The organism is Pseudomonas sp. PF05, from assembly GCF_056521845.1.
This window is the reverse complement of the sequence record NZ_JBWLPW010000007.1, coordinates 180,781-200,747: the sequence shown is the minus strand read 5'-3', so window position 1 is coordinate 200,747 and position 19,967 is coordinate 180,781. Positions and strand designations below refer to the sequence as shown.

The window sequence follows — 19,967 nt, the reverse complement described above, 5'->3', positions numbered from 1 at the left end:
ATCGCGAGCAAGCTCGCTCCCACAGTGGACCATGTTTGAAGACAGTCCAATGTGGGAGCGAGCTTGCTCGCGATGAGTCCCTCAAATACAGCGAAAACCCAGGATCAATCCCCAGCCCCACGCCAAATCCCTTTCCCACTCAACCTTTCCCGATCATGGGCGACCGTAAAGTCCTGCCTCGGTCCCTTGGGCACGATCCCATTGGGGTTGATGGTCTTGTGGCTGCCGTAGTAGTGGCCCTGGATGTGGGTGAAATCCACGGTCTCGGCAATGCCCGGCCATTGGTACAACTCCCGCAGCCAGTTCGACAGGTTCGGATAGTCGGCGATGCGCCGCAGGTTGCACTTGAAGTGGCCGAAGTACACCGCGTCAAAGCGGATGATGGTGGTGAACAGGCGGATGTCGGCCTCGGTCAGGTGTTCGCCCGCCAGGTAACGGCGGCTTGCCAGCAACGTCTCCAGCCAATCCAGTTCGGCAAATAGCCGGTCGAAGGCTTCTTCGTACGCGGCTTGGGTCGTGGCGAATCCGGCACGGTACACACCGTTGTTCACCGCCGGGTAGATCCGCTCGTTCAAGGCGTCGATCTCGCGGCGCAGGTGTTCGGGATACAGGTCCAGGTCGTTGCCGGTCAAGCCGTCGAAGGCGCTGTTGAACATGCGGATGATTTCCGCCGATTCGTTGTTGACGATGCGTTGTTGCTGTTTGTCCCACAGCGCCGGGACAGTGACGCGGCCCGTGTAGTCCGGCGTGTCGGCGGTGTAGCGCTGATGCAGGAAGCTCAGGTTGTCGAGTTTGTCGCCTGTCGAGCCGTGGGCCTTGTCGAAGATCCAACCGTTTTCCAGCATCAGGTAGCTGACCACCGACACATCGATCAAGTCTTCCAGGCCCTTGAGCTTGCGCAAGATCAGCGTGCGGTGCGCCCAGGGGCAGGCCAGGGAGACATACAAATGGTAGCGCCCGGCCTCGGCGGCAAAGCCGCTCTCACCCGAAGGGCCGGCGCTGCCGTCGGCAGTGACCCAATGACGACGTTGCGCCTGTTCGCGCTGGAACGTGCCGTCCTTGCTTTCATACCACTGGTCCTGCCAGCGGCCCTCGACTAACAAACCCATCTCGATCTCCTCGGCCAATAAACGTTGGAGGCGAGTCTATTCCGATAGGTTCGAACTAAAAGCGCAAAGGTTGGGCGCTAATGATCGGTTAAATCGAACGGTCCCGGGCATCCCAATACTGCCGGGCTTTGTCGAACGCTTCTTCGCGCGCCAGACCCAGGCCACGCAAGGCCAGGGCCATGGTGGCGATCAGGGCCAATTGCGGGTAGCTGTCCTCGACGTCGCCGCGCCAGATCGCCTTCAAGTGCTCGGGGTCGAGGCTCTCCGGTTTGACGTGGCGCTGCTCGGCCAGTCGCGGCCATTCTTCGTCCCAGCTGACGCCGCCAGTAGTGCCGTACAGGTGGCTGTCGGCGTCCGGGTTGATCTCGATCTCACCGCCGTCACCCTTGATCACGATGGCGGTATCACCGAGCAAGCCGCTGGCGTCGCGATGCACGGCCTGGTAGCCCGGGTGGAAAATGCTTTGCAAGCCGCAACGGGCCGCCAGTGGGTTGAGGATGCGTGCCAGGGAATGGATCGGCGAGCGCAGGCCCAAGATGTTGCGCAGGTCGATCATCCGCTGCATTTGCGGCGCCCAATCCACCAGCGGCATGAAGGCCAGGCCGCCGTTGTCCAGCGCGCTGCCGACCTGCTGCCAATCCCGGCACAGTGGGATCTGCAGCAAACCCAGCAATTGTTCGGTGTAGAGCCGACCTGCCGTGTGAGCGCCGCCGCCATGCATGAAGATCCGCACGCCGTTCTGCCCAAGGCATTTGGCTGCCAGCAGGTACCACGGCAAATGGCGTTTCTTGCCGGCGTAGGTCGGCCAATCGAGGTCCACCGCCAACGCCGGGACCACCAGGCGCTCACGCAGTGCCTCGGTGAAGCCGGCCATCTCCTCGGCACTTTCTTCCTTGTGTCGCAGCAGCATGAGGAAGGCACCAAGCTGGGTGTCCTCGACCTTTTCGTCGAGCACCAGGCCCATGGCTTGGCGGGCCTCTTCGCGGGTCAGGTTGCGGGCGCCGCGCTTGCCTTTGCCAAGGATGCGCACGAACTGGGCGAACGGGTGTTCGGCCGGGGTCTCAAGGGTCAGCGCTGGAAAGTCGGTCATAAGCAATTCGTCGGTTTGGGCAGGCCCGCCAGCTTGGCGGCGAGTTTGGCGGGAGTGCCTTTGAACAATCGGTTCAGGTGCAGGCTGTTGCCTTTGTCCGCGCCCAGTTTCAGTGCCGTGTACTTGATCAACGGCCGGGTCGCGGGGGAGAGCTGGAATTCGTTGTAGAAGCCGCGCAGCAGTTCGAGGATCTCCCAGTGCTCGGGGCCCAACTCGATGTCTTCGGCGGTTGCCAGGGCCGTGGCGACCTCCGCCGACCAGTCGTCAAGGTCGGCCAGGTAACCGTCCTTGTCCAGCGCGATGGCGCGGTCGCCCACGTTCAGCGTCTTCATAGCCAGGTGTTGACCTTGTCGTGCTCGATCGACAGCTCGACGAAACCTGAGTAGTTGATGGCTTCGGCCCAGTCTGGCGTGTCCAGGGCGCGGGCCTGGAGGTCTTCGGCGAGCACGAACAGGTTCACGCCAGCGGCCTGCAGCAGGTCAAACGGCGAGCTGCCCGGTTGCAACGCGTACGTCGCGTCGCCGCACAGCAGCAGCGCATCCTTATTGCCCAGTACCCGCAGGCAACTGGCGAGGCGGTTATCGCCGAAGGGCGAATGAGACAACACATGCAAAGTCGACATCAGAGGGTGATCACCTGGTCGTAACGATCAATGAGCGCGGCGATTTGCGGCGCGGTCAGTGCTTTCACGTCGCCCAGCGCCAGGGTATCGGTGGCGATACCCCGTTCGGCGGCGCTGTTGGCGCAGAAAAACAGGTCCTCGACGCCGAACATCGGCAACGCCTGCAGGTTGGCGCTCAGGTCCTTTTGCTGGACCGCCTTGGCGTTTTGGCCGGCCTTGAGCTGGAACACCCCATCGTCGAGAAACAGCAGGCCGATGGGCAGGTCGAACGCACCGCCGGCCAGGGCGATGTCCAGCGCTTCACGGGCGCCGGGGCCGGACCATGGGGCCTGGCGGCTGATGAGCAATAAAGACTTGGCCATCACGCGCCTCCAAAGCAGATCAAACGGTCGGCGTCCTGGATGGCATCGTGCAACTGGCCCAGCCCGGACAAGGCCCAGGGCGCCTCGACACTGGCCGCGGAACGCTGGTAGCGCTGGGCTTCTTCCTCGTTCAACACCCCACGGCGCAACGCCGCCGCGATGCAGACCACGCCGTCGAGCTGGTTATCTCTGACAAAGGTTCGCCACTGCTGGGGCAGGTCCTGTTCGTCCTGGGGCGTGACGACACTGGCACAGGCGTTATAGACGCCGTCCTGATAGAAAAACAGCCGCACGATCTCATGCCCACCCGCCAGCGCAGCCTGGGCAAACAGCAAGGCACGGCGCGAGGAGGGCGCATGGGCGGCGGAAAACAGCGCGATGGCGAACTTCATGACAGACCCGATCAGCAAAACTGCGGCCATGATAAAGCTTTATGGGCGGTGGGGCGATTGCCAGGAAAGGCGCAGAAAGCCTGTTTGGATCAGGGGCATTGAAAGATTGCTCCTGCTCGATTGCATTGTAGGAGCTGTCGAGCGAAGCGAGGCTGCGATCTTTTGATCTTCGCTTGAGATTCAACTGCCGGGGGAAAGATCGCAGCCTCGCTTCACTCGGCAGCTCCTACAGGCCCGGCGGGAGCAATTGCTGGCCACGGGTTAGTCCTGGGGCTTGAGGCCATGCAACTGGCAATACTCTGCCCATTCCATCCCCGCCATCTCCGCCACTTCCCTGTGCACTTCCAGGCGTTGGGCCTGGTAGTCCTGGGGCGAGGCGGCGGTCAGTTGCAGGGTCAGTTCCCAGGCAAACAGGCCCAGGCGCTCGGCCTCGGCTTCGAAGGCTTCATGCAACCGCTCGGCGCGATACTGCGCGGCGGTCTCGCCCTTGGCCTGGGCCAGCAGCGGGTTGAGGTGGTCCAACTCGACGCGCAGCTCGGGGCGCTCGTCGAGGAATTTTTCCAGGGCTCGTTCGTGTTGCTGTTCGGTTGCCGCCATGGTCACTCCTTGGGGGATGCAGATTGTTTCTTGCTGGCCTTGGCCGCAGCCGCCAGGCATTCGAGGGCGAACTGTTCGGTGTAGGTCATCTGGATTGGCGTGGTTTCGCCCTTGACGGTGCGTTCGCCGTCGAGGATGTAGCGAATCCGCTTGTCGGTGACGCCGATGCGCTTGGCGATCCAGGACGGTGTCTGGCCGATCTGGCTGATCAGTTTGTCGGCGTATTCGGCGGTGGGTTTGTAGAATTCAGCGTTGGGGGTCATGGGGTGTTCCGCGTGGCTGGTGGCAATGGCGCGACAGGGTGCGCGAATCGCAGGCCGATGTCCCGTGTAAATTTCAGTAAAGCAGCACGAAGGCCCGGGTCGCAGTGCTACAGTCCGTTTTTTTCTTGATGAGTGAACGCAATGCGAATGTTGACCGTGGCCCTGGCCGCAACCTTGCTGGCCGGCTGCGCGGGTTCGGCGATGAAAGAGGCCCGGACCCAGGCCCCTTACAAGATTCTGACCTCGGACAAACCCGAGCAGGTCGTGGCCCAGTGCGTGCAGTTCTCCTGGCAGGACGAAGCGGTGTTCGGTGTCGATGCCGCGGCCTACCTGCAACCGGGCAAGCAAGGCGGCTTGACGGTCTACACCCGCTCTGCCGAATCGTTTGTCGATGTGCAAACCGGTGCTACGGGTACGACGTTGAACTATTACGCCAAGCATGACGACTTCGTGGCCAAGCGCCGGTTGGCGGCGTTGGCGACGTGTCTTTAAGCAACTCGAACTGAAAACCGGATCGAGTGTGGGAGCGAGCAAGCCCGCTCCCACAGGATCAGTATTTCAATGGGTCTGACTCAGGCGCTTCTGGAGGAAGAAGTGCTGGTGGCCTGGCGGGTAGTCGTCCATCTGGCCGATTTGCGTGAAGCCGTGTTTGCGGTAGAACTCCGGCGCCTGGAAGTCGAAGGTTTCCAGCCAGATGCCCACGCAGTTTTTCTCCCGGGCCAGTTCTTCGGCCATCTGCATCAGGGTCGAGCCGGTGCCCTGGCCCCTGGCCTGTTCCGGCACCACCAGCAGCTCGATATACAGCCAGCGAAAAAACACCCGGCCGTAGAGCCCCCCTACAATTTCGTCCTGTTCGTCCCGCACCAGCCAGGCCACCAGTTCAGGTACCGTCCCGCCGGTCTTGGCGGTGTTGTAGGCGCGTAGCGGCGCGAGGATGGCTTGGCGTTCCTGGTCGGTGGGCGTGTCGGTGCGTTCGATTCGTAGCGTCATCGGCGATGTCCTTATGCAGTCAGGATGAACCGCAGGAAGCCTATCTTAAAGGCTGCCGTGGCGTCACCCGGTGGGTGAGGGATACAGGCGCATTACGCAAACCAAGCCATACTGAAATGTCCTGATGCGCTCCCTATCCTTAAAACAAGAAGAGACCGACTCATGAAGTTCGAATCCTTAGCCCGGACCCTCATCGCTACGTCATTGACCCTCGGTTGTTTATCGACGTACGCCGCTTCCCAGGCACCAGTGGCCGCCGAGAACGGTATGGTGGTCACCGCCCAGCACCTGGCGACCCACGTGGGCGTCGATGTGCTCAAGAACGGTGGCAATGCCGTGGATGCGGCGGTGGCGGTGGGCTATGCCCTGGCGGTGGTGTACCCGGCGGCGGGTAACCTGGGCGGGGGTGGGTTCATGACCTTGCAAATGGCCGATGGCCGCAAGACGTTCCTGGATTTCCGCGAAAAAGCCCCCCTGGGCGCCACCGCCAACATGTACCTGGACAAGGACGGCAACGTCGTCCCCGACCTCAGCACCCGTGGACACCTGGCCGTGGGCGTGCCCGGCACCGTCTCCGGCATGGAGTTGGCGTTGAAGAAGTACGGCAGTAAACCGCGGGCGGAATTGATCGCCCCGGCCATCAAGTTCGCCGAGGAAGGCTTTGCCCTGGAGCAGGGCGATGTCGATCTGCTGGAAACCGCCACCGATGTGTTCAAGAAGGACATGCGTGACTCCGGGGCGATCTTCCTGCACAACGGCGAGCCCATGCAGGTCGGCCAGAAGCTGGTGCAAAAAGACCTCGCCAAGACCCTGCGGGAAATCTCCGCCAAGGGCACCGACGGCTTCTACAAGGGCTGGGTCGCCGATGCGCTGGTCACCTCCAGCCAGGCCAACAAAGGCCTCATCACCCAGGCCGACCTGGACAAGTACAAGACCCGCGAGCTGGCCCCGGTGGAGTGCGACTACCGCGGCTACCACATCATCTCGGCGCCGCCGCCCAGTTCCGGCGGGGTGGTGCTGTGCCAGATCATGAACATCCTCGACGGTTATCCGATGAAGGACCTGGGGTTCCATTCGGCCCAGGGCATGCACTATCAGATCGAAGCCATGCGCCACGCCTACGTGGACCGCAACAGCTACCTGGGCGACCCGGACTTCGTGAAGAACCCCATCGACCATCTGCTGGATAAGAACTACGCCGCCAAACTGCGGGCCGCGATCGAACCGCAAAAGGCCGGCGACTCGCAGAAGATCAAGCCCGGCGTGGCGCCCCATGAGGGCAGCAACACCACCCATTACTCCATCGTCGATCAGTGGGGCAATGCCGTTTCGGTCACCTACACCCTGAACGACTGGTTCGGTGCTGGTGTGATGGCGAGCAAGACCGGGGTAATGCTCAACGATGAAATGGACGACTTCACCGCCAAGGTCGGCGTGCCCAACATGTATGGCCTGGTGCAGGGCGAAGCCAATGCCATCGCGCCGGGCAAGGCACCGCTGTCATCCATGAGCCCGACCATTGTCACCAAGGACGGCAAGACGGTCATGGTGGTGGGCACCCCGGGTGGCAGCCGGATCATCACCGCGACGTTGCTGACTATCCTCAATGTGATCGACTACGGCATGAACCTCCAGGAGGCGGTCGATGCGCCGCGTTTCCACCAGCAGTGGATGCCGGAGCAAACCAACCTGGAGACGTTCGCGGCCAGCCCGGATACCCGCAAACTGCTGGAAAGCTGGGGGCACAAGTTTGCCGGTCCGCAGGACCCCAACCACATTGCCGCGATCCTGGTCGGTGCGCCGTCATTGGGTGGCAAGCCGGTGGGCAAGAACCGCTTTTACGGCGCCAACGATCCCCGTCGCAACACCGGGTTGTCGCTGGGTTATTAATCCCCTGCAGGCGCTGCCGAAGGCTGCGATCTTTCGGGCCGGGCAAAGATCGCAGTCTCGCTTCGCTCGACAGCTCCTACAGGTTTGAAGAGGGAAGGTCATGAACACCGCATTGCTGATCATCGATGTCCAGAACGCGCTGTGCTCAGGTGAAGAGGAGTGCTTCGACAGCCAGCGCGTCATCCGGACCATCAACGACCTGGCGGCCAAAAACCGGGCCCTCGGCTTGACGGTGATCCTGATCCAGCACGAAGAGTTGGAAGGCTCGCTGACGTATGGTTCTGCCGCCTGGCAACTGGCCGCCGACCTGGTGACCGCTGCCAATGACCTGCGGGTGCGCAAGACCACCGCCGATGCCTTCTACCAGACCGACCTGCAACCGTTGTTGCAGGCCCGAGGCATCGACCGCCTGGTGATCTGCGGGCTGCAAACCGACTATTGCGTCAACGCCACCGTGCGCCAGGCCCATGCCCTGGGGTACGACGTGGTTTTGGTGGCCGATGCCCACTCCACCGTGGATAACGGCAGCATGGCGGCCGAGCAGATCATCGCCAACCACAACAACCGATTGGGACGGCTGAGCAGTGCGGTATCGCGGATCGATGTGGTGCCGGCTGCCGACATCCGCCTCTGACCCTAAAACCCATGACAACTGACCCTCTGATCACCGCAGCGGCGCGAGCACTGGCAGCGGGGGATCCTGTCGCTGCGCTCAATCGCGTCGCGCTGCGCAACGATGCCCCCGCCGTCGCGCTTCGCGGCATTGCCATGGCGCAGTTGGGGGATCTGGTTCGGGCCAGGGCCCTGATGCGTCGGGCGGGTGCGACCTTCGGGTCCAAGGAGGCCGTGGCACGGGCGCGCTGTGTGGTCGCCGAAGGCGAAATCGCCCTGGCGTCCCGTGACCTGGCTTGGCCGATGAAGCGCCTCGACGCCGCGCGGGCGGTGCTCGAAACCCACGGTGACCGGGCCAACGTCGCGCATGCCCACACGATCGAAATCCGCCGCCTGCTGTTGATCGGTCGACTCGACGAGGCCGAACGCAGGCTCGTTGACCTGGACCTTGCCTGCCTGCCCTTGGCATCACGGGCGGCTTGCGAGTTGGTGGCGGCGGGAATCGCCATGCGGCGCCTGCAAACGCAGACCGCCCGCGCCGCCCTCGAACGGGCCGGGCACGCCGCACGGCAAGCGGGCATCGGCGCGCTGAACGCCGAAATTGAAAGCGCCTGGCGGCTACTGCACGTACCCGCCGCGCGCCTGATCGCCAGCGGCGAAGAGCGCTTGCTCGTGCTCGAAGAGGTGCAAGTGCTGTTGGCTGGGTCGGCGCTGGTGGTGGACGCGTGTCGCTATGGAATCAGCGGCGCTGGCATCCAGGTCAGCCTTGCCCGGCGCCCGGTGTTGTTCGCCCTGGCGCGTGGGTTGGCGCAAGGCTGGCCTGGCGATGTGTCGAGGGAAGCGCTCATGGCCCAGGCCTTCGGCTTGAAGCTGACGGATGAATCTCATCGCGCCCGGCTGCGGGTCGAGATGGGACGGTTGCGGGCGACGCTGCGTCCGTTGGCTGACGTGAGGGCAACCCCGCGCGGTTTTACCCTGGTGCCGCGACAAGCCGACGAGGTCGTGGTGCTGGCGCGAGTTGTCGAGGAGCCTTATGGGGCGGTGCTGGCATTGCTGGCCGACGGTGAAGCCTGGTCCAGTTCAGCCCTGGCGCTGGCCCTGGACATCAGTCAGCGTAGCGTGCAGCGGGCCTTGGAAACGCTGGCCGCCGCCAGCAAGGCGCAGTCGTTCGGACGCGCCAGGGCCCGTCGCTGGATGGCGCCCCCGATGCCCGGATTCGCGACGGTATTGTTACTCACCGCGCTGCCATCCGAGGATTAGGCTGCAGTCACACCCCACTGATGAGGCGAGTGAGATGAAACGTTCAGAGGCACAGATCCTGCGTGAATACGGTCCTTTCCCGGGCGTCGATTGCGTGCACGGCGTGAGCCATGACGGCGAGCGCGTCTGGTTCGCTTCAGGCGACAAGTTGCATGCCCTCGATCCCTCCAGCGGCCAGCCCGTGCATTCGCTCGATATCCCGGCAAATGCGGGCACGGCGTTCGACGGTGAGCATTTATTCCAGATCGCCGGCGACAGCATCCGCAAGATCGATCCACGCACCGGTCAGGTATTGGCGACCATTCCGGCCCCCAACAGCGGTGATGATTCCGGTCTGGCGTGGGCCGAAGGATCGCTCTGGGTCGGTCAGTACAAGGCACGCAAGATCCTGCAGATCGATCCGGTCGACGGAAGGGTGCTGCGCACCATCGAATCCAACCGCTTTGTCACGGGCGTGACCTGGGTCGATGGCGAGCTTTGGCACGGCACCTGGGAAAATGACGAGAGTGACCTGCGGCGTATCGATCCGCAAACGGCGCAAGTGCTGGAAAGCGTGGCAATGCCGCCTGGTATCGGCGTGTCGGGGCTGGAGTCCGACGGCGCCGAGCGGTTTTTCTGTGGCGGCGGTGGCAGTGGCAAGGTGAGGGCGGTGCGTCGGCCGGCGCAATGAGCTGGGCCCCGTAGGCACTGTGTAGGAGCTGTCGAGCGGAGCGAGGCTGCGATCTTTCCACTGACAATTGAGTCAAAAGCGAAAGACCAAGATCAAAAGATCGTCCGAACGCGGCCCGAGCCTTCGCCAGCTCATACAGAATCCAGCGGGAGCAAGCGCCCTCGCCACAACAGCGGATGGCTCAGCGCTGGGAATGGTGTTTTACGGCGCACCAAGTACCATCGTCCAGTACACCCCCGCATCACTGCGCGAATCGCTGGCGGAAGCTGCGCCCATCTGGGTGAACATCGGGTTCATCAGGTTGGCGCAGTGCCCCGGGCTGGCCAGCCAGTCGTGCATGGCCTGGCTCGGCGAGCGTTGTCCGGCGGCGATGTTCTCGCCCAATTTACGTCCGCGAAAACCGGCGCGCTTGGCCCGATCGGAAGTGGAGCGACCGTCCGGGTCGCGATGGGCGAAATAATTGTCGCGGGCCATCGACCGGCTGTGGCCTTGGGCGGCGGTTCCCAACGCGGCGTTCCAGCTCAGTGGCCGGGCCGCCGCGAAGCGCTGGCGCCCGCACATCCGTGGCTTGGCCCTGGCGGCGTTGACCTGGGCCAGCAGCGTCTTGTCCGCCGCACCCGCATCACTTATCCGCGTGCCACCCATGGGCTGCGCCAGCACCACACGCCACTCATCACCGACCCGATTGACACCAATGTCGGCGTACTGGTTGTCCAGCAAAGCGGCGCAATGTTCGTCTGTCAGCAGGTCGAAGGCTTCTTCGGCGTTTCGCGCATCGGTCAGGCGGATGCTGCGCACGGCCCGGGCTTGATAGCCGGCGTCTTTCAAGGTTTCCCGCAGGCCACCGCGAAAGCCGATCGGCAAGCCCAGGCTCGAACGCAGCACCAGCGGCTGGGTGGCACGCACCGTGCGCCATTCGCAACGGCGCGACTGGCTACGGAAATCATTGATGGCGTCCACCAGTTGCCTTTCGCCGCGGGCGTGGGCGGGGCTGGCAAATAGAGAAAACAGGACAAGCAAGCACAGCCAAACGAAACGGCAAGAGCGTACAGGGTGGCGCATGGGGCGAACGGCTCAAGGAAGGAGAGGTGCTTTAGCGCCAGGCTTGGCGCCGATCAGTTGGAAAACCCGTCGCTGCAGGTCGGCGGGGTTTTCACGGCTGGGGTAGGACTGTGGGTTTTGAAACAAGTTTCCGGAGGACGAAGACTATCTGTGGGCTGGCGCAACACATTGTGGCGGGGGATTTAGCCAAACGTCGCCCCACCCTGTAGGAGCTGGCGAAGCCTGCGATCCTTTGATCGTTCGCTTGCGACTCAATTGTCAGGGACAAGATCGCAGCCTCGCTGCACTCGACAGCCCCTACGCTAGCCCAGCGGGGCGCCAGTTCAATTCGCCGCTTCAGCCACAGGCACCTTGACCCGTTCAACCTTGCGATAGGTCAGCAACACGATGCCCGTCACCACAATCGCGCCGCCCATCACCTGGCCCGGGTTGAGCATCTGGTCCAGCACCAGCCAGCCGATCAGCAGCGTGGCCAGCGGTTCGATGTTCATCACCGGGGCGTTGCGCGGCATGTCCAGGCGCGGCACCGAAATGAACAGCACAGTGAACCCGGTGCCATAGAGCACCACCAGGGTCGCCAGGGCGAACCAACCGGTGCTGCTGGCCGGCAGGTCGAAACCGCCGGGCAGGGCACCGGTGAGACCGGCAAGGTTGACGCTGCTGAAGACGATGAAGATCGTCAGCAGGCTGCGGACCGAGCCGCGCACCTGGGACAACTTGTGATCGGTGATCCACAGTGCGCAGGCAAAGGCGCAAGCAGCGCAAAAGGCCAGGCCCACCCCCAGCAGCCATTGCGGGCCAACGCTCTGTGCGGACGATAACCGCGCCGGCACTTCCAGCACGAACACCAGGCCCACCAGGATCATGCCCATCAACGCGGCAGTGCGCGCCGTCGGGCGTGGCCCGCCCAGCGCCCAGGTCAGCAAGGCCAGCAGGATCGGAAACACATTGCCCACCAACAGCGCCAACGCCACGGGCACACGGGCTACGGCGGAGTACAGGCACAGGCTCTGGGCGCCGATCAACAGCCCCAGCGCCAATTGCCAGCGCCACGCACCGGGCGGCAGGCGCAAGCTCTGCCGCTGCCAGAGCACCATCGCCGCCAACACCAGCAGCGTCCCGCCCGAGCGCAGCAAGATCGCCAGCAGCACACCGGCACCGTCATCGAACGCGGCCCGCGCGGCGACGTGGTTGCCGGCGAAGGCACAGCCCATGCACAGCAGGATAAGCACGGCGAGGTGGCGGGGTAACGGCGCGGTGGTAGCAGGTGTGACAGTGGAACGGGTCATGGCAGGTGTCTCGAAGGCGGCCGCCAAGGCAAAAGGCCTCGGATCAGCTATTTTTAGTTATAGGTTGTCGTACGACTGTAAGGTTTTTACCTCATGGGTTGCAAGGACGAGGTTCGCAGGCCTGTGCGCTCTGGTGCATGGGTGCGGTCGCCTCGCAAGATCTGCACATTACGCACATCGCCCAGCGCTTTGCTGTACAACAATCAGGCCGCTGTGTCGTTCACAGCATTGCCCTTCGTGCGGAAAAAACTCATGCGCCTGGCCGATTTCATCCTCGACAATATCGAGCCGATTCTTCAGGCGTGGGAAGACTTCGCCAAAACCATCACCCCCGCGTCCATTGGCATGGATTCCGTAGCCCTGCGCGACCACGCCGAACAGATGCTGCGCACCATCGCCGCCGACCTGCGCACCTCGCAAACGCGCAAGGAGGCGATTGCCAAGTCCCACGGGGAGGCGCCAGCGACGGATGCCGAAACCGCCGCCGAAACCCATGCGGTCATCCGTCAGTTCTCGGGTTTTACCTTGGAGCAAATGGTTTCCGAGTACCGGGCCCTGCGCACCAGCGTGCTCATGCTCTGGATGCCGCACACGCAGTTGGACCACAAACAGGTCATGGACGATCTGATTCGATTCAACGAAGCCGTGGACCAGGCCTTGGCCGAGTCCGTCGTCAGTTACTCGGGGGCGGTGGATGCGTCGCGCAACATCTTTCTCGGGATTCTGGGGCATGACCTGCGCAGCCCCTTGGGCGCGATCCTGCTGAGTTCCGAAGTGCTGCTGCGGGCGGGGGACCTGCCCGCCAAAGCCACCAAGATCACTTCGCGCATCTACACCAGCGTCAAGCGGGCCAACAAAATCGTCGGCGATCTGCTGGACTTCACCCGCACTCAACTTGGCTCGGGCATTCCGGTGCAGCGCTTCAACGGCGATCTGGTGGCCGCCTGCGAAGGCATGGTGGAGGAGGCGCGGGCCTATCACCCTGAAAGCGAAATCCGCTTTGAGACGACCGGTGCCCTGGAGGGCGTATTCGATCCGGCCCGCATGGAGCAAGTATTCGCCAACCTGATTGGCAATGCGGTCCAGCATGGCGCCGAAGGCACGCCAGTGACTGTTTCGTTGAGCGTTGAAAAGGATATGGCCGTGATTGCGATCAACAACCAGGGCAAGCCTATCGAGAAGGAGGCCATTGCCAGTGTCTTCAACCCGATGATCCGGCATCTGCGCGGCGGTGAGATGCAGTACGGTGCCAAGGCCGGTCTCGGACTGGGCCTGCACATCGCCTCGGCGATCGTATCGGCCCATCAGGGCACCATCGAGGTTCACTCGAAGGCACGAGTCGGCACGACCTTTACCGTTCGTATACCGCTGAACCCCGTCTGACCGACTGTCCACAAGAGCAGGGTTATATACTTGTACGATGTCTTATCACGTAGTAAAACTGTCGTCCCGTCCAATAATAATTAACGGAGACGCACGATGGATGCTTCGCAATCTGCACCCGCCGCCGATCAGGGCCGCCGGGTCTTCCTGAAACGGTCGCTGGTGGTCTCGGCCGCTGCGGCCGCCCTTGGCAACCTGCCAGGGCTCGCCCAGGCCGAACCCTTGAGCCAGCGTTACCCAGACCCGCTGATCAACATCCTTGACCCCAGCTTCATGGACCTGCGCATCTTCAACGCCAGCGTGGAGAAACTTGCCACCGGCCTGCGCTGGGCGGAAGGGCCGGTATGGGTCGGCGACGGTCGTTACCTGCTGGTCAGCGACATTCCCAACAACCGCATCGTGCGCTGGGATGAAATCACCGGTGGCCTGTCGGTCTACCGCGAAAATTCCAACTTCTCCAACGGCATGTGCCGCGATCGCCAGGGCCGGCTGCTGGTGTGCGAAGGCTCCACCACTTCCAGCGAAGGCCGGCGCATCACCCGCACCGAGCACAACGGCACTCTCACCGTGCTGGCGGACAGTTTCGAGGGCAAGCCTTTCAACTCGCCCAATGACATCGTCTGCAAGCGGGACGGTTCGGTCTGGTTCACCGACCCACCGTTCCAGACCGGCAACAACTACGAAGGGCACAAAGTCACGCCTGTCCAGCCTCATGCGGTGTATCGCATCGACGGCGAAACCGGCAAGGTCAGCCGGGTGATCGACGACCTGGCGGGGCCGAACGGGTTGTGCTTTTCCCCGGACGAGAAGACCCTCTACGTGGTCGAAGGCCGAGCCAAACCCAACCGCTTGATCTGGGCCATTGCCGTCAAGGACAACGGCACGCTGGGCGAGCGACGCAAGCACATCGAAGGCCTGGATTACGCGGCGATCGATGGGATCAAATGCGATGAAAGCGGCAACCTCTGGTGCGGTTGGGGCGGCAATGGCGACCCCAAGGCCGACCTGGAAAAACTCGACGGCGTGCGGGTGTTCAACCCTGAAGGCAAGGCCATCGGGCATATCTCCCTGCCGGAACGCTGCCCCAACGTCTGCTTCGGCGGGCGAGAAGGCAATCGGTTGTTCATGGCCGGCAGCCATTCCTTGTATTCGCTGTTCGTGAATACCCGGGGGGCGACGTTCGCCTGATTGAACGGTTCTCCATTGTGCCCAGCAATTGCTCCTGCTGGGCTCTGTAGGAGCTGGCGAAGCCTGCGATCTTTCGATCTTGATCTTTCACTTGAGATTCAAGTGTCTGGGGAAAGATCGCAGCCTCGTTGCACTCGACAGCTCCTACACGGCTCCTACAGGGCGCGTGTCAGCAGGAGCAATCGCTGGCCACGGATGTCCTGTGTTTTCTGATAGGTTCAGGATTGTCCGCAACTCCACAGCTCTACGGTCGGCTGGCCCTCTGTCGGCGGTCCTAACCAGAAACTCATCGGCCGACAACGGCCATCGAAACACAATTGATAGTCGCCGGCCTGCGGCGTGCGGCCCAGTTTCAGTGGTTGCAGGGGCGGCATCTGGCGTTGGTAGTGCCAACTGCCATTTTTCAGTAGGGCGCCTTCAGGTATCTCCATGCCCGCACCATTGCCTTTGACCCTGGCTTCACCCAGGACCAGCCCCGGTGCGGTCACACGATAGTCTTCCTCCCAGCGGATCTTCTCGATGGTGTGGTTCCACGCCAGCGTGAAATTGGCAACGGGAAGCTGTGCCCAGGCCACCCCGGCCAGACCCAGGCACAAACCGATCACGCCAAGGCCCGCCCGGCACGCCGCGAGCGCCAGATGTGCTGGAAGATCATGAGCCCGGCCAGCACGAAACCGATCTCATCGGTCAGCGGCAGGGCCACCACCAGCAACGCGCCGGCCGCAAAACACAGCAGGCGTTCCCAGGCCGGCATCTTCTGTTGCAGATAGCCGGTGGACGCCATGCCCCAAAGCCCGACGGCCAACATCGTCTTGATCAGCATGTACGCCGTCATCCACAGGTTGTCACCCTGGAGCATCAGGGCCGGGTTATAGACCGCCATGAATGGAACGACGAAGCCGGCGAGGGCGATGCGCACCGCCCAGAAGCTGATCTTCAGGCCGCTTTCCCGGGCAATGGGCGCAGCGGCGAAACAGGCCAGCGCCACCGGCGGTGTCAGGTCGGCAAGGATGCCGAAATAGAACACGAACATGTGCGACACGATCAGCGGCACGCCCAGTTCCAGCAGGGCGGGGGCGGCGATCGAGCTGGTGATGATGTAGTTGGGAATGGTCGGGATGCCCATGCCCAGGACCAGGCAGGTGAGCATGGTGAGGATCAGCGACAGCAGCAGGTTGTCGCGACCGATGGCCAGGATGTAGCCGGCAAAAGTGGAAGCTACGCCGGTCAGCGAGACCACTGCGATGATGCTGCCCACCAAGGCGCAGGCGATCCCCACCGGAACGGCATGACGCGCGCCGTCCACCAGGGCATGCAGGCAGATGATGAGGGTTTCTCGCGTGCCTTTCATGAACCAGCAGGCCACCACCAGCACGGCAATCACCGCAAACACGACACCGATGCCCAGCCGGAAAAAGCCGACGCAAAGCACGCCCAGCGCGATCCAGAAAGCACAGCGCAAAGCGTAGTTCGAGACCTTGAGAATGATCGCCGAGCCGAGAATCACGATGGCTGTCAACGCCAGGCCCACCATGCCGGAAAACAGCGGTGTGCGTCCGGAAAACAGCAGGTAGACCAGCACCGCGAGCGGGATCAGCAGGTACCAGCTTTCCTTGACCGCGCTCCAGGCGCTGGGGCACTGGTCCTTGGGCAAGCCCTTGAGGTCGGAGCGTTTGGCTTCCAGGTGAACCATCCAGAACACCGAGCCGAAATACAGGCAGGCGGGTATCAGCGCAGCCTTGGCGATTTCAACGAACGGTACATTGATGGTTTCGGCCATGATGAAGGCCACCGCGCCCATCACCGGCGGCATGAGCTGGCTGCCCATGCTGGAAGTCGCCTCCACACCGCCGGCAAACGCGGCCCTGTAGCCGAAGCGCTTCATCAGCGGGATGGTGAACTGCCCGGTGGTAACGACGTTGGCGATGCCCGAACCGGTGATGGTGCCCATCAGCGCCGATGACACCACAGACACTTTCGCCGGGCCGCCCAGCTTGTGACCGAACAGGCCCATGGCGAAGTCGGTGAACAGCTTGATCATGCCGGCCTTTTCCAGGAAGGCGCCGAACAGGATGAACAGGAAGATGTAAGTAGCCGACACATAGGTTGGCGTGCCGTACAAGCCTTCGGTGCCGAACGACAGTTGGTTGATGATTTGATCGACGCCATAGCCGCGATGGGCCAAATCGCCCGGCAGATATTCGCCAAACAGGCCATAGGCCAGGAACAGGCCGCAAATGATCGGCAGCGCAATGCCCATCACTCGCCGCGCGGCTTCGAATACCAGCACGACCAGGACCACGCCGATGATCATGTCGGCGGTGGTCAGGTCGCCGGAGCGCTGGATCAGGTCGGCCTCGAACACCCATTGATAAAGGGCCGTCGCCACGCCCGCCAGGCTCAAGACCCAAGCCAGGGGTTGCCAGGGACGCTGCTTGCCATAGGCCGGGTAGCTGAGGAACACCACCCACAGCAGGAAGCCGACATGCACCGCCCGCAGCACGATGCTGGAGACCGGAGAAAACGCGGCGGTGACGATCTGAAATACTGAAAACAGCAAGGCCACGAAGAACAGTGTCTTGGGCCAGTCCCGCGGGTCCGTGGCGATGCCGTGCTGGTCTTCACTCATGAGGTACCTGCCTTCTGTTCACATTCAAGGGGCAAAACATGACGCATCAACGGCGCCGGGCGCCGTTGATGCGTAGGGGGGCTACAGCGCGCCCACTTCCTTGTAGTAGCGCTCGGCACCGGGGTGCAGCGCGATGGGCAGGTTCTTCGCGGCGTTTTTCAGGGTGATGTCCTTGGCCGCCGAATGGGAGGTACCCAGGCGAGTGAGGTTCTCGAAGAGCAGCTTGGTCATCTGGTACGCCACCTCATCCGGCACACCCTCGCGAGTGACCAGAATGTTGGTGATGGCCACGGTCGGTACGGCATCGGTCTGGCCGTCATAGGTGTTGGCCGGAATCATCGCGCTTTGGTAGGCCGGGTTACCGATCTTCTCCACCACATCGGTGGGCACCGACACATAGTTCAACGCCATGGTCGAGGCCAGGTCACGAATGGCCGCCATCCCCAGGCCGGAGGACTGCAGCGTGGCGTCCAGTTGGCGGTTCTTGATCAAGTCCACCGACTCGGCGAACGGCAAGTACTGGACGTTCATGTCCTGATAGGTCAGCCCCGCAGCCTTGAAGATCGCCCGGGCATTGAGTTCGGTGCCGGATTTCGCCGCGCCGACGGAAACGGTCTTGCCCTTGAGGTCTGCCAGGGTCTTGATGCCGGACTCCTTGCTGGCAACGATCTGGATGTAATTGGGGTAGGTGCCGGCGATGGCGCGCAGCTTGGTCAACGGTGCCTTGAAACCGGCGTCTTCCACGCCGTTCTTGGCGTCCGCCACCGAGTCGCCCAGGGCCAGGGCCAGTTCCCCACGCCCGGCTTGCAGCAGATTGAGGTTTTCCACCGAGGCCTTGGTGGCCTGCACCGACGTCTTGGCGTCCTGGATGCCACTGCTGTAGATCTGCGACAGCCCGACTCCGATCGGGTAATAAACCCCACTGGTGCCCCCCGTCAGGATGTTGATATACACCGGGGCTGCGTGGGCCGCAGTGGTGACCGCCAAGGCTGCCGCGGCGGCCAGGAGGGTGAAGCGCTTGTTGACTCGCATGGGAACTCTCCGTCTTGTTATGGCTGTATGCAGAGTCTTTCCACTGTAGTCGAAAGGAGAGTCGAGGCGCCATAGACGCTTTTGTGACGAGCAAGCTTGCTCCCGCTGGGCTCTGTAGGCGCTGGCGAAGGCTGCGATCTTTTGATCTTGATCTTGATCTTGATCTTGATCTTGATCTTGATCTTGATCTTGATCTTGATCTTGATCTTGATCTTGATCTTGATCTTGATCTTGATCTTGATCTTGATCTTGATCTTGATCTTTCGCTTTTGACTCAATTGTCAGTGGAAAGATCGCAGCCTCGCTCCGCTCGACAGCTCCTACATAGCTCCTACATAGCTCCTACAGGGCGCGCCCCAGCGGGAGCAAGCTCCCTCGCCACGGGTTCCCACTCACTGTCTGGCCCTAGGCGCCGTACTGCCACGCACCGTCAACTCAAATGGCAACACCACATGCTGTTCGGCAATCGGCTTTTTCTCGATCAGGGCAATCAGCATCTCTACCGCTTTTTGCCCAAAAATTTCGGCAGGTTGCGCAATGGTGGTCAGGGGCGGGTCGCAATAGGCGGCGAACGGGATGTCATCAAAACCCACCAGGGAAATGTCCTCGGGCACCCGCAGGCCCATTTGCTTGATGCGCCTGAGCGCGCCGATGGCCATCTCGTCGTTTTCACAGAACAGCGCACTGGGACGGTCGGCCCGTTCCAGCATCGCGGCGGCGCCGTCGTCACCGGCCTTCAAGGTGAAGTCGCCATGGCAGATCAGGCTTGGGTCGACGGCGATACCAGCCTGGTGCAGGGCATCCTGGTAGCCGGCCACGCGATCCAGGGTCAGGGGGCTGCTGCGTGGCCCCTTGATGATGCCGATGCGGCGATGACCGAGGCCGATCAGGTGCTCGGTCATGGCCTGGGCGGCGGCGCGGTTGTCGAGGCTGATGGTCGGGTAGGGCGCGTTCCTGACCACTTCGCAGGCGTTGACCAGCGGCAGGCTCTCAGCGCCTGCGGGCATTGATTCGAAAGGATCGCTGGCGCGCAACTGGATCACCCCGTCGGCCTGGTGGGCGTAGACCAGCGCGGCGAACTCGCGCTCGATTTGCACCTGGCCCTGGGTGTCGCACAGCAGCAAACGATAGCCCGCCGCCTGCGCGGCCTGCTGCGCGCCGCTGATGACCCGGGCGAAGAACGTATTGGCGATGGTCGGCACCAGGATCACCAGGTTGCCGGTGCGGCGGGAGCGAAACTGCACGGCCATCAGATTGGGTCGATAGCCGGCCTGTTCCACCGCCGCGTTGACCTTGTCCCGCGTCTGGGGAAGCACCCGTTCGGGCGATTTCAGCGTTCTGGACACCGTGGCCACCGAAACACCGGCCAGCCGGGCCACTTCACGAATGTTGGACAAAATCACCTCACGGGGCAGGGGCTACGGTTGGGGAGCTTACCGCAGGTTGAGCGCCCCACAAATGTTCATGCGTGAGCGCATGGGGTTTGACACGCAGGAAAACTGAGCCTAGATTTCCGCCAGTATGTAA

22 protein-coding genes are annotated in these 19,967 nt (G+C 62.6%); 7 read left to right on the top strand and 15 right to left on the bottom strand.

Translation table 11 applies throughout. The features are described from left to right. Nucleotides 1–104: 104 nt before the first annotated feature. The 8 genes from AC09SL_RS14150 to AC09SL_RS14115 all read right to left on the bottom strand — a co-directional run bounded on the left by AC09SL_RS14150 (nt 105) and on the right by AC09SL_RS14115 (nt 4,435). Nucleotides 105–1,109, bottom strand: a complete 1,005-nt coding sequence (locus AC09SL_RS14150; protein WP_058545311.1) for a glutathione S-transferase family protein — start codon at nt 1,107–1,109, stop codon at nt 105–107. 88 nt (nt 1,110–1,197) lie between these two features. After that, nucleotides 1,198–2,199: a glycosyl transferase family protein gene (locus tag AC09SL_RS14145; RefSeq protein WP_058545312.1), complete on the bottom strand. Its 1,002-nt coding sequence runs from the start codon at nt 2,197–2,199 to the stop codon at nt 1,198–1,200. Beyond that, nucleotides 2,196–2,531, bottom strand: a complete 336-nt coding sequence (locus tag AC09SL_RS14140) for a TusE/DsrC/DsvC family sulfur relay protein (RefSeq protein WP_003203314.1) — start codon at nt 2,529–2,531, stop codon at nt 2,196–2,198. Before AC09SL_RS14140 ends, AC09SL_RS14145 begins: the two co-directional genes overlap by 4 nt. After that, nucleotides 2,528–2,821, bottom strand: coding sequence for a sulfurtransferase complex subunit TusB (gene tusB / locus AC09SL_RS14135; protein ID WP_058545313.1), 294 nt, complete (start codon nt 2,819–2,821; stop codon nt 2,528–2,530). Before tusB ends, AC09SL_RS14140 begins: the two co-directional genes overlap by 4 nt. After that, a complete protein-coding gene (gene tusC, locus AC09SL_RS14130; protein ID WP_058545314.1) occupies nt 2,821–3,183 on the bottom strand; it encodes a sulfurtransferase complex subunit TusC in 363 nt (120 codons plus the stop codon). Before tusC ends, tusB begins: the two co-directional genes overlap by 1 nt. Then, nucleotides 3,183–3,575: a sulfurtransferase complex subunit TusD gene (tusD, locus tag AC09SL_RS14125; protein ID WP_058545328.1), complete on the bottom strand. Its 393-nt coding sequence runs from the start codon at nt 3,573–3,575 to the stop codon at nt 3,183–3,185. The genes tusC and tusD overlap by 1 nt, the downstream gene beginning before the upstream one ends. A 261-nt stretch (nt 3,576–3,836) precedes the next feature. Next, nucleotides 3,837–4,172, bottom strand: a complete 336-nt coding sequence (locus AC09SL_RS14120) for a DUF6388 family protein (RefSeq protein ID WP_058545315.1) — start codon at nt 4,170–4,172, stop codon at nt 3,837–3,839. Nucleotides 4,173–4,174: 2 nt separating this feature from the next. After that, complete coding sequence (locus AC09SL_RS14115; protein ID WP_014337702.1) at nt 4,175–4,435, bottom strand: hypothetical protein; 261 nt, start codon at nt 4,433–4,435, stop codon at nt 4,175–4,177. Between the two features lie 141 nt (nt 4,436–4,576). Between AC09SL_RS14115 and AC09SL_RS14110 the strand changes: the two genes are divergently transcribed. After that, nucleotides 4,577–4,927, top strand: a complete 351-nt coding sequence (locus AC09SL_RS14110) for a hypothetical protein (RefSeq protein WP_058545316.1) — start codon at nt 4,577–4,579, stop codon at nt 4,925–4,927. A 66-nt stretch (nt 4,928–4,993) separates the two neighbouring features. Here the strand turns inward: AC09SL_RS14110 and AC09SL_RS14105 are convergent, their stop codons facing one another. Further along, nucleotides 4,994–5,425, bottom strand: coding sequence for a GNAT family N-acetyltransferase (locus AC09SL_RS14105; RefSeq protein ID WP_058545317.1), 432 nt, complete (start codon nt 5,423–5,425; stop codon nt 4,994–4,996). Between the two features lie 162 nt (nt 5,426–5,587). Between AC09SL_RS14105 and ggt the strand changes: the two genes are divergently transcribed. The 4 genes from ggt to AC09SL_RS14085 all read left to right on the top strand — a co-directional run bounded on the left by ggt (nt 5,588) and on the right by AC09SL_RS14085 (nt 9,857). Next, entirely contained in the window at nt 5,588–7,315 is a 1,728-nt protein-coding gene (ggt, locus tag AC09SL_RS14100) for a gamma-glutamyltransferase (RefSeq protein WP_058545318.1), read from the top strand. A gap of 100 nt (nt 7,316–7,415) precedes the next feature. Further along, entirely contained in the window at nt 7,416–7,949 is a 534-nt protein-coding gene (locus AC09SL_RS14095; protein ID WP_058545319.1) for a cysteine hydrolase family protein, read from the top strand. 11 nt (nt 7,950–7,960) lie between these two features. Further along, nucleotides 7,961–9,187: a hypothetical protein gene (locus AC09SL_RS14090; RefSeq protein ID WP_058545320.1), complete on the top strand. Its 1,227-nt coding sequence runs from the start codon at nt 7,961–7,963 to the stop codon at nt 9,185–9,187. A 34-nt stretch (nt 9,188–9,221) separates the two neighbouring features. Continuing rightward, on the top strand, nt 9,222–9,857 hold the full coding sequence (locus tag AC09SL_RS14085; RefSeq protein ID WP_058545321.1) for a Vgb family protein: 636 nt from the start codon (nt 9,222–9,224) through the stop codon (nt 9,855–9,857). A gap of 201 nt (nt 9,858–10,058) precedes the next feature. Here AC09SL_RS14085 and AC09SL_RS14080 read toward each other — a convergent pair whose 3' ends face one another. Both AC09SL_RS14080 and AC09SL_RS14075 read right to left on the bottom strand, forming a co-directional pair. Beyond that, nucleotides 10,059–10,919 (bottom strand): CAP domain-containing protein, encoded by an 861-nt coding sequence (locus tag AC09SL_RS14080; RefSeq protein WP_058545322.1) that lies wholly within the window; start codon nt 10,917–10,919, stop codon nt 10,059–10,061. A gap of 323 nt (nt 10,920–11,242) precedes the next feature. Then, a complete protein-coding gene (locus AC09SL_RS14075) occupies nt 11,243–12,208 on the bottom strand; it encodes an EamA family transporter (protein WP_058545323.1) in 966 nt (321 codons plus the stop codon). Between the two features lie 252 nt (nt 12,209–12,460). Between AC09SL_RS14075 and AC09SL_RS14070 the strand changes: the two genes are divergently transcribed. Together AC09SL_RS14070 and AC09SL_RS14065 are read left to right on the top strand one after the other, a co-directional pair. Further along, nucleotides 12,461–13,591 (top strand): sensor histidine kinase, encoded by a 1,131-nt coding sequence (locus AC09SL_RS14070; protein WP_058545330.1) that lies wholly within the window; start codon nt 12,461–12,463, stop codon nt 13,589–13,591. Nucleotides 13,592–13,687: 96 nt separating this feature from the next. Next, nucleotides 13,688–14,779, top strand: coding sequence for an SMP-30/gluconolactonase/LRE family protein (locus tag AC09SL_RS14065; RefSeq protein WP_058545324.1), 1,092 nt, complete (start codon nt 13,688–13,690; stop codon nt 14,777–14,779). A gap of 218 nt (nt 14,780–14,997) precedes the next feature. Here AC09SL_RS14065 and AC09SL_RS14060 read toward each other — a convergent pair whose 3' ends face one another. From AC09SL_RS14060 to AC09SL_RS14045, 4 genes are all read right to left on the bottom strand, one after another. Continuing rightward, the gene (locus tag AC09SL_RS14060; RefSeq protein ID WP_058545325.1) at nt 14,998–15,384 is read right to left on the bottom strand and encodes a DUF1850 domain-containing protein; all 387 of its coding nucleotides are present in this window, start codon (nt 15,382–15,384) and stop codon (nt 14,998–15,000) included. Then, nucleotides 15,381–17,408 (bottom strand): TRAP transporter permease, encoded by a 2,028-nt coding sequence (locus AC09SL_RS14055; protein ID WP_058545326.1) that lies wholly within the window; start codon nt 17,406–17,408, stop codon nt 15,381–15,383. Before AC09SL_RS14055 ends, AC09SL_RS14060 begins: the two co-directional genes overlap by 4 nt. 81 nt (nt 17,409–17,489) lie before the next feature. Beyond that, complete coding sequence (locus AC09SL_RS14050) at nt 17,490–18,440, bottom strand: TAXI family TRAP transporter solute-binding subunit (RefSeq protein WP_058545327.1); 951 nt, start codon at nt 18,438–18,440, stop codon at nt 17,490–17,492. A gap of 392 nt (nt 18,441–18,832) precedes the next feature. Continuing rightward, a complete protein-coding gene (locus AC09SL_RS14045; RefSeq protein WP_058546073.1) occupies nt 18,833–19,837 on the bottom strand; it encodes a LacI family DNA-binding transcriptional regulator in 1,005 nt (334 codons plus the stop codon). Nucleotides 19,838–19,967 lie beyond the last annotated feature (130 nt).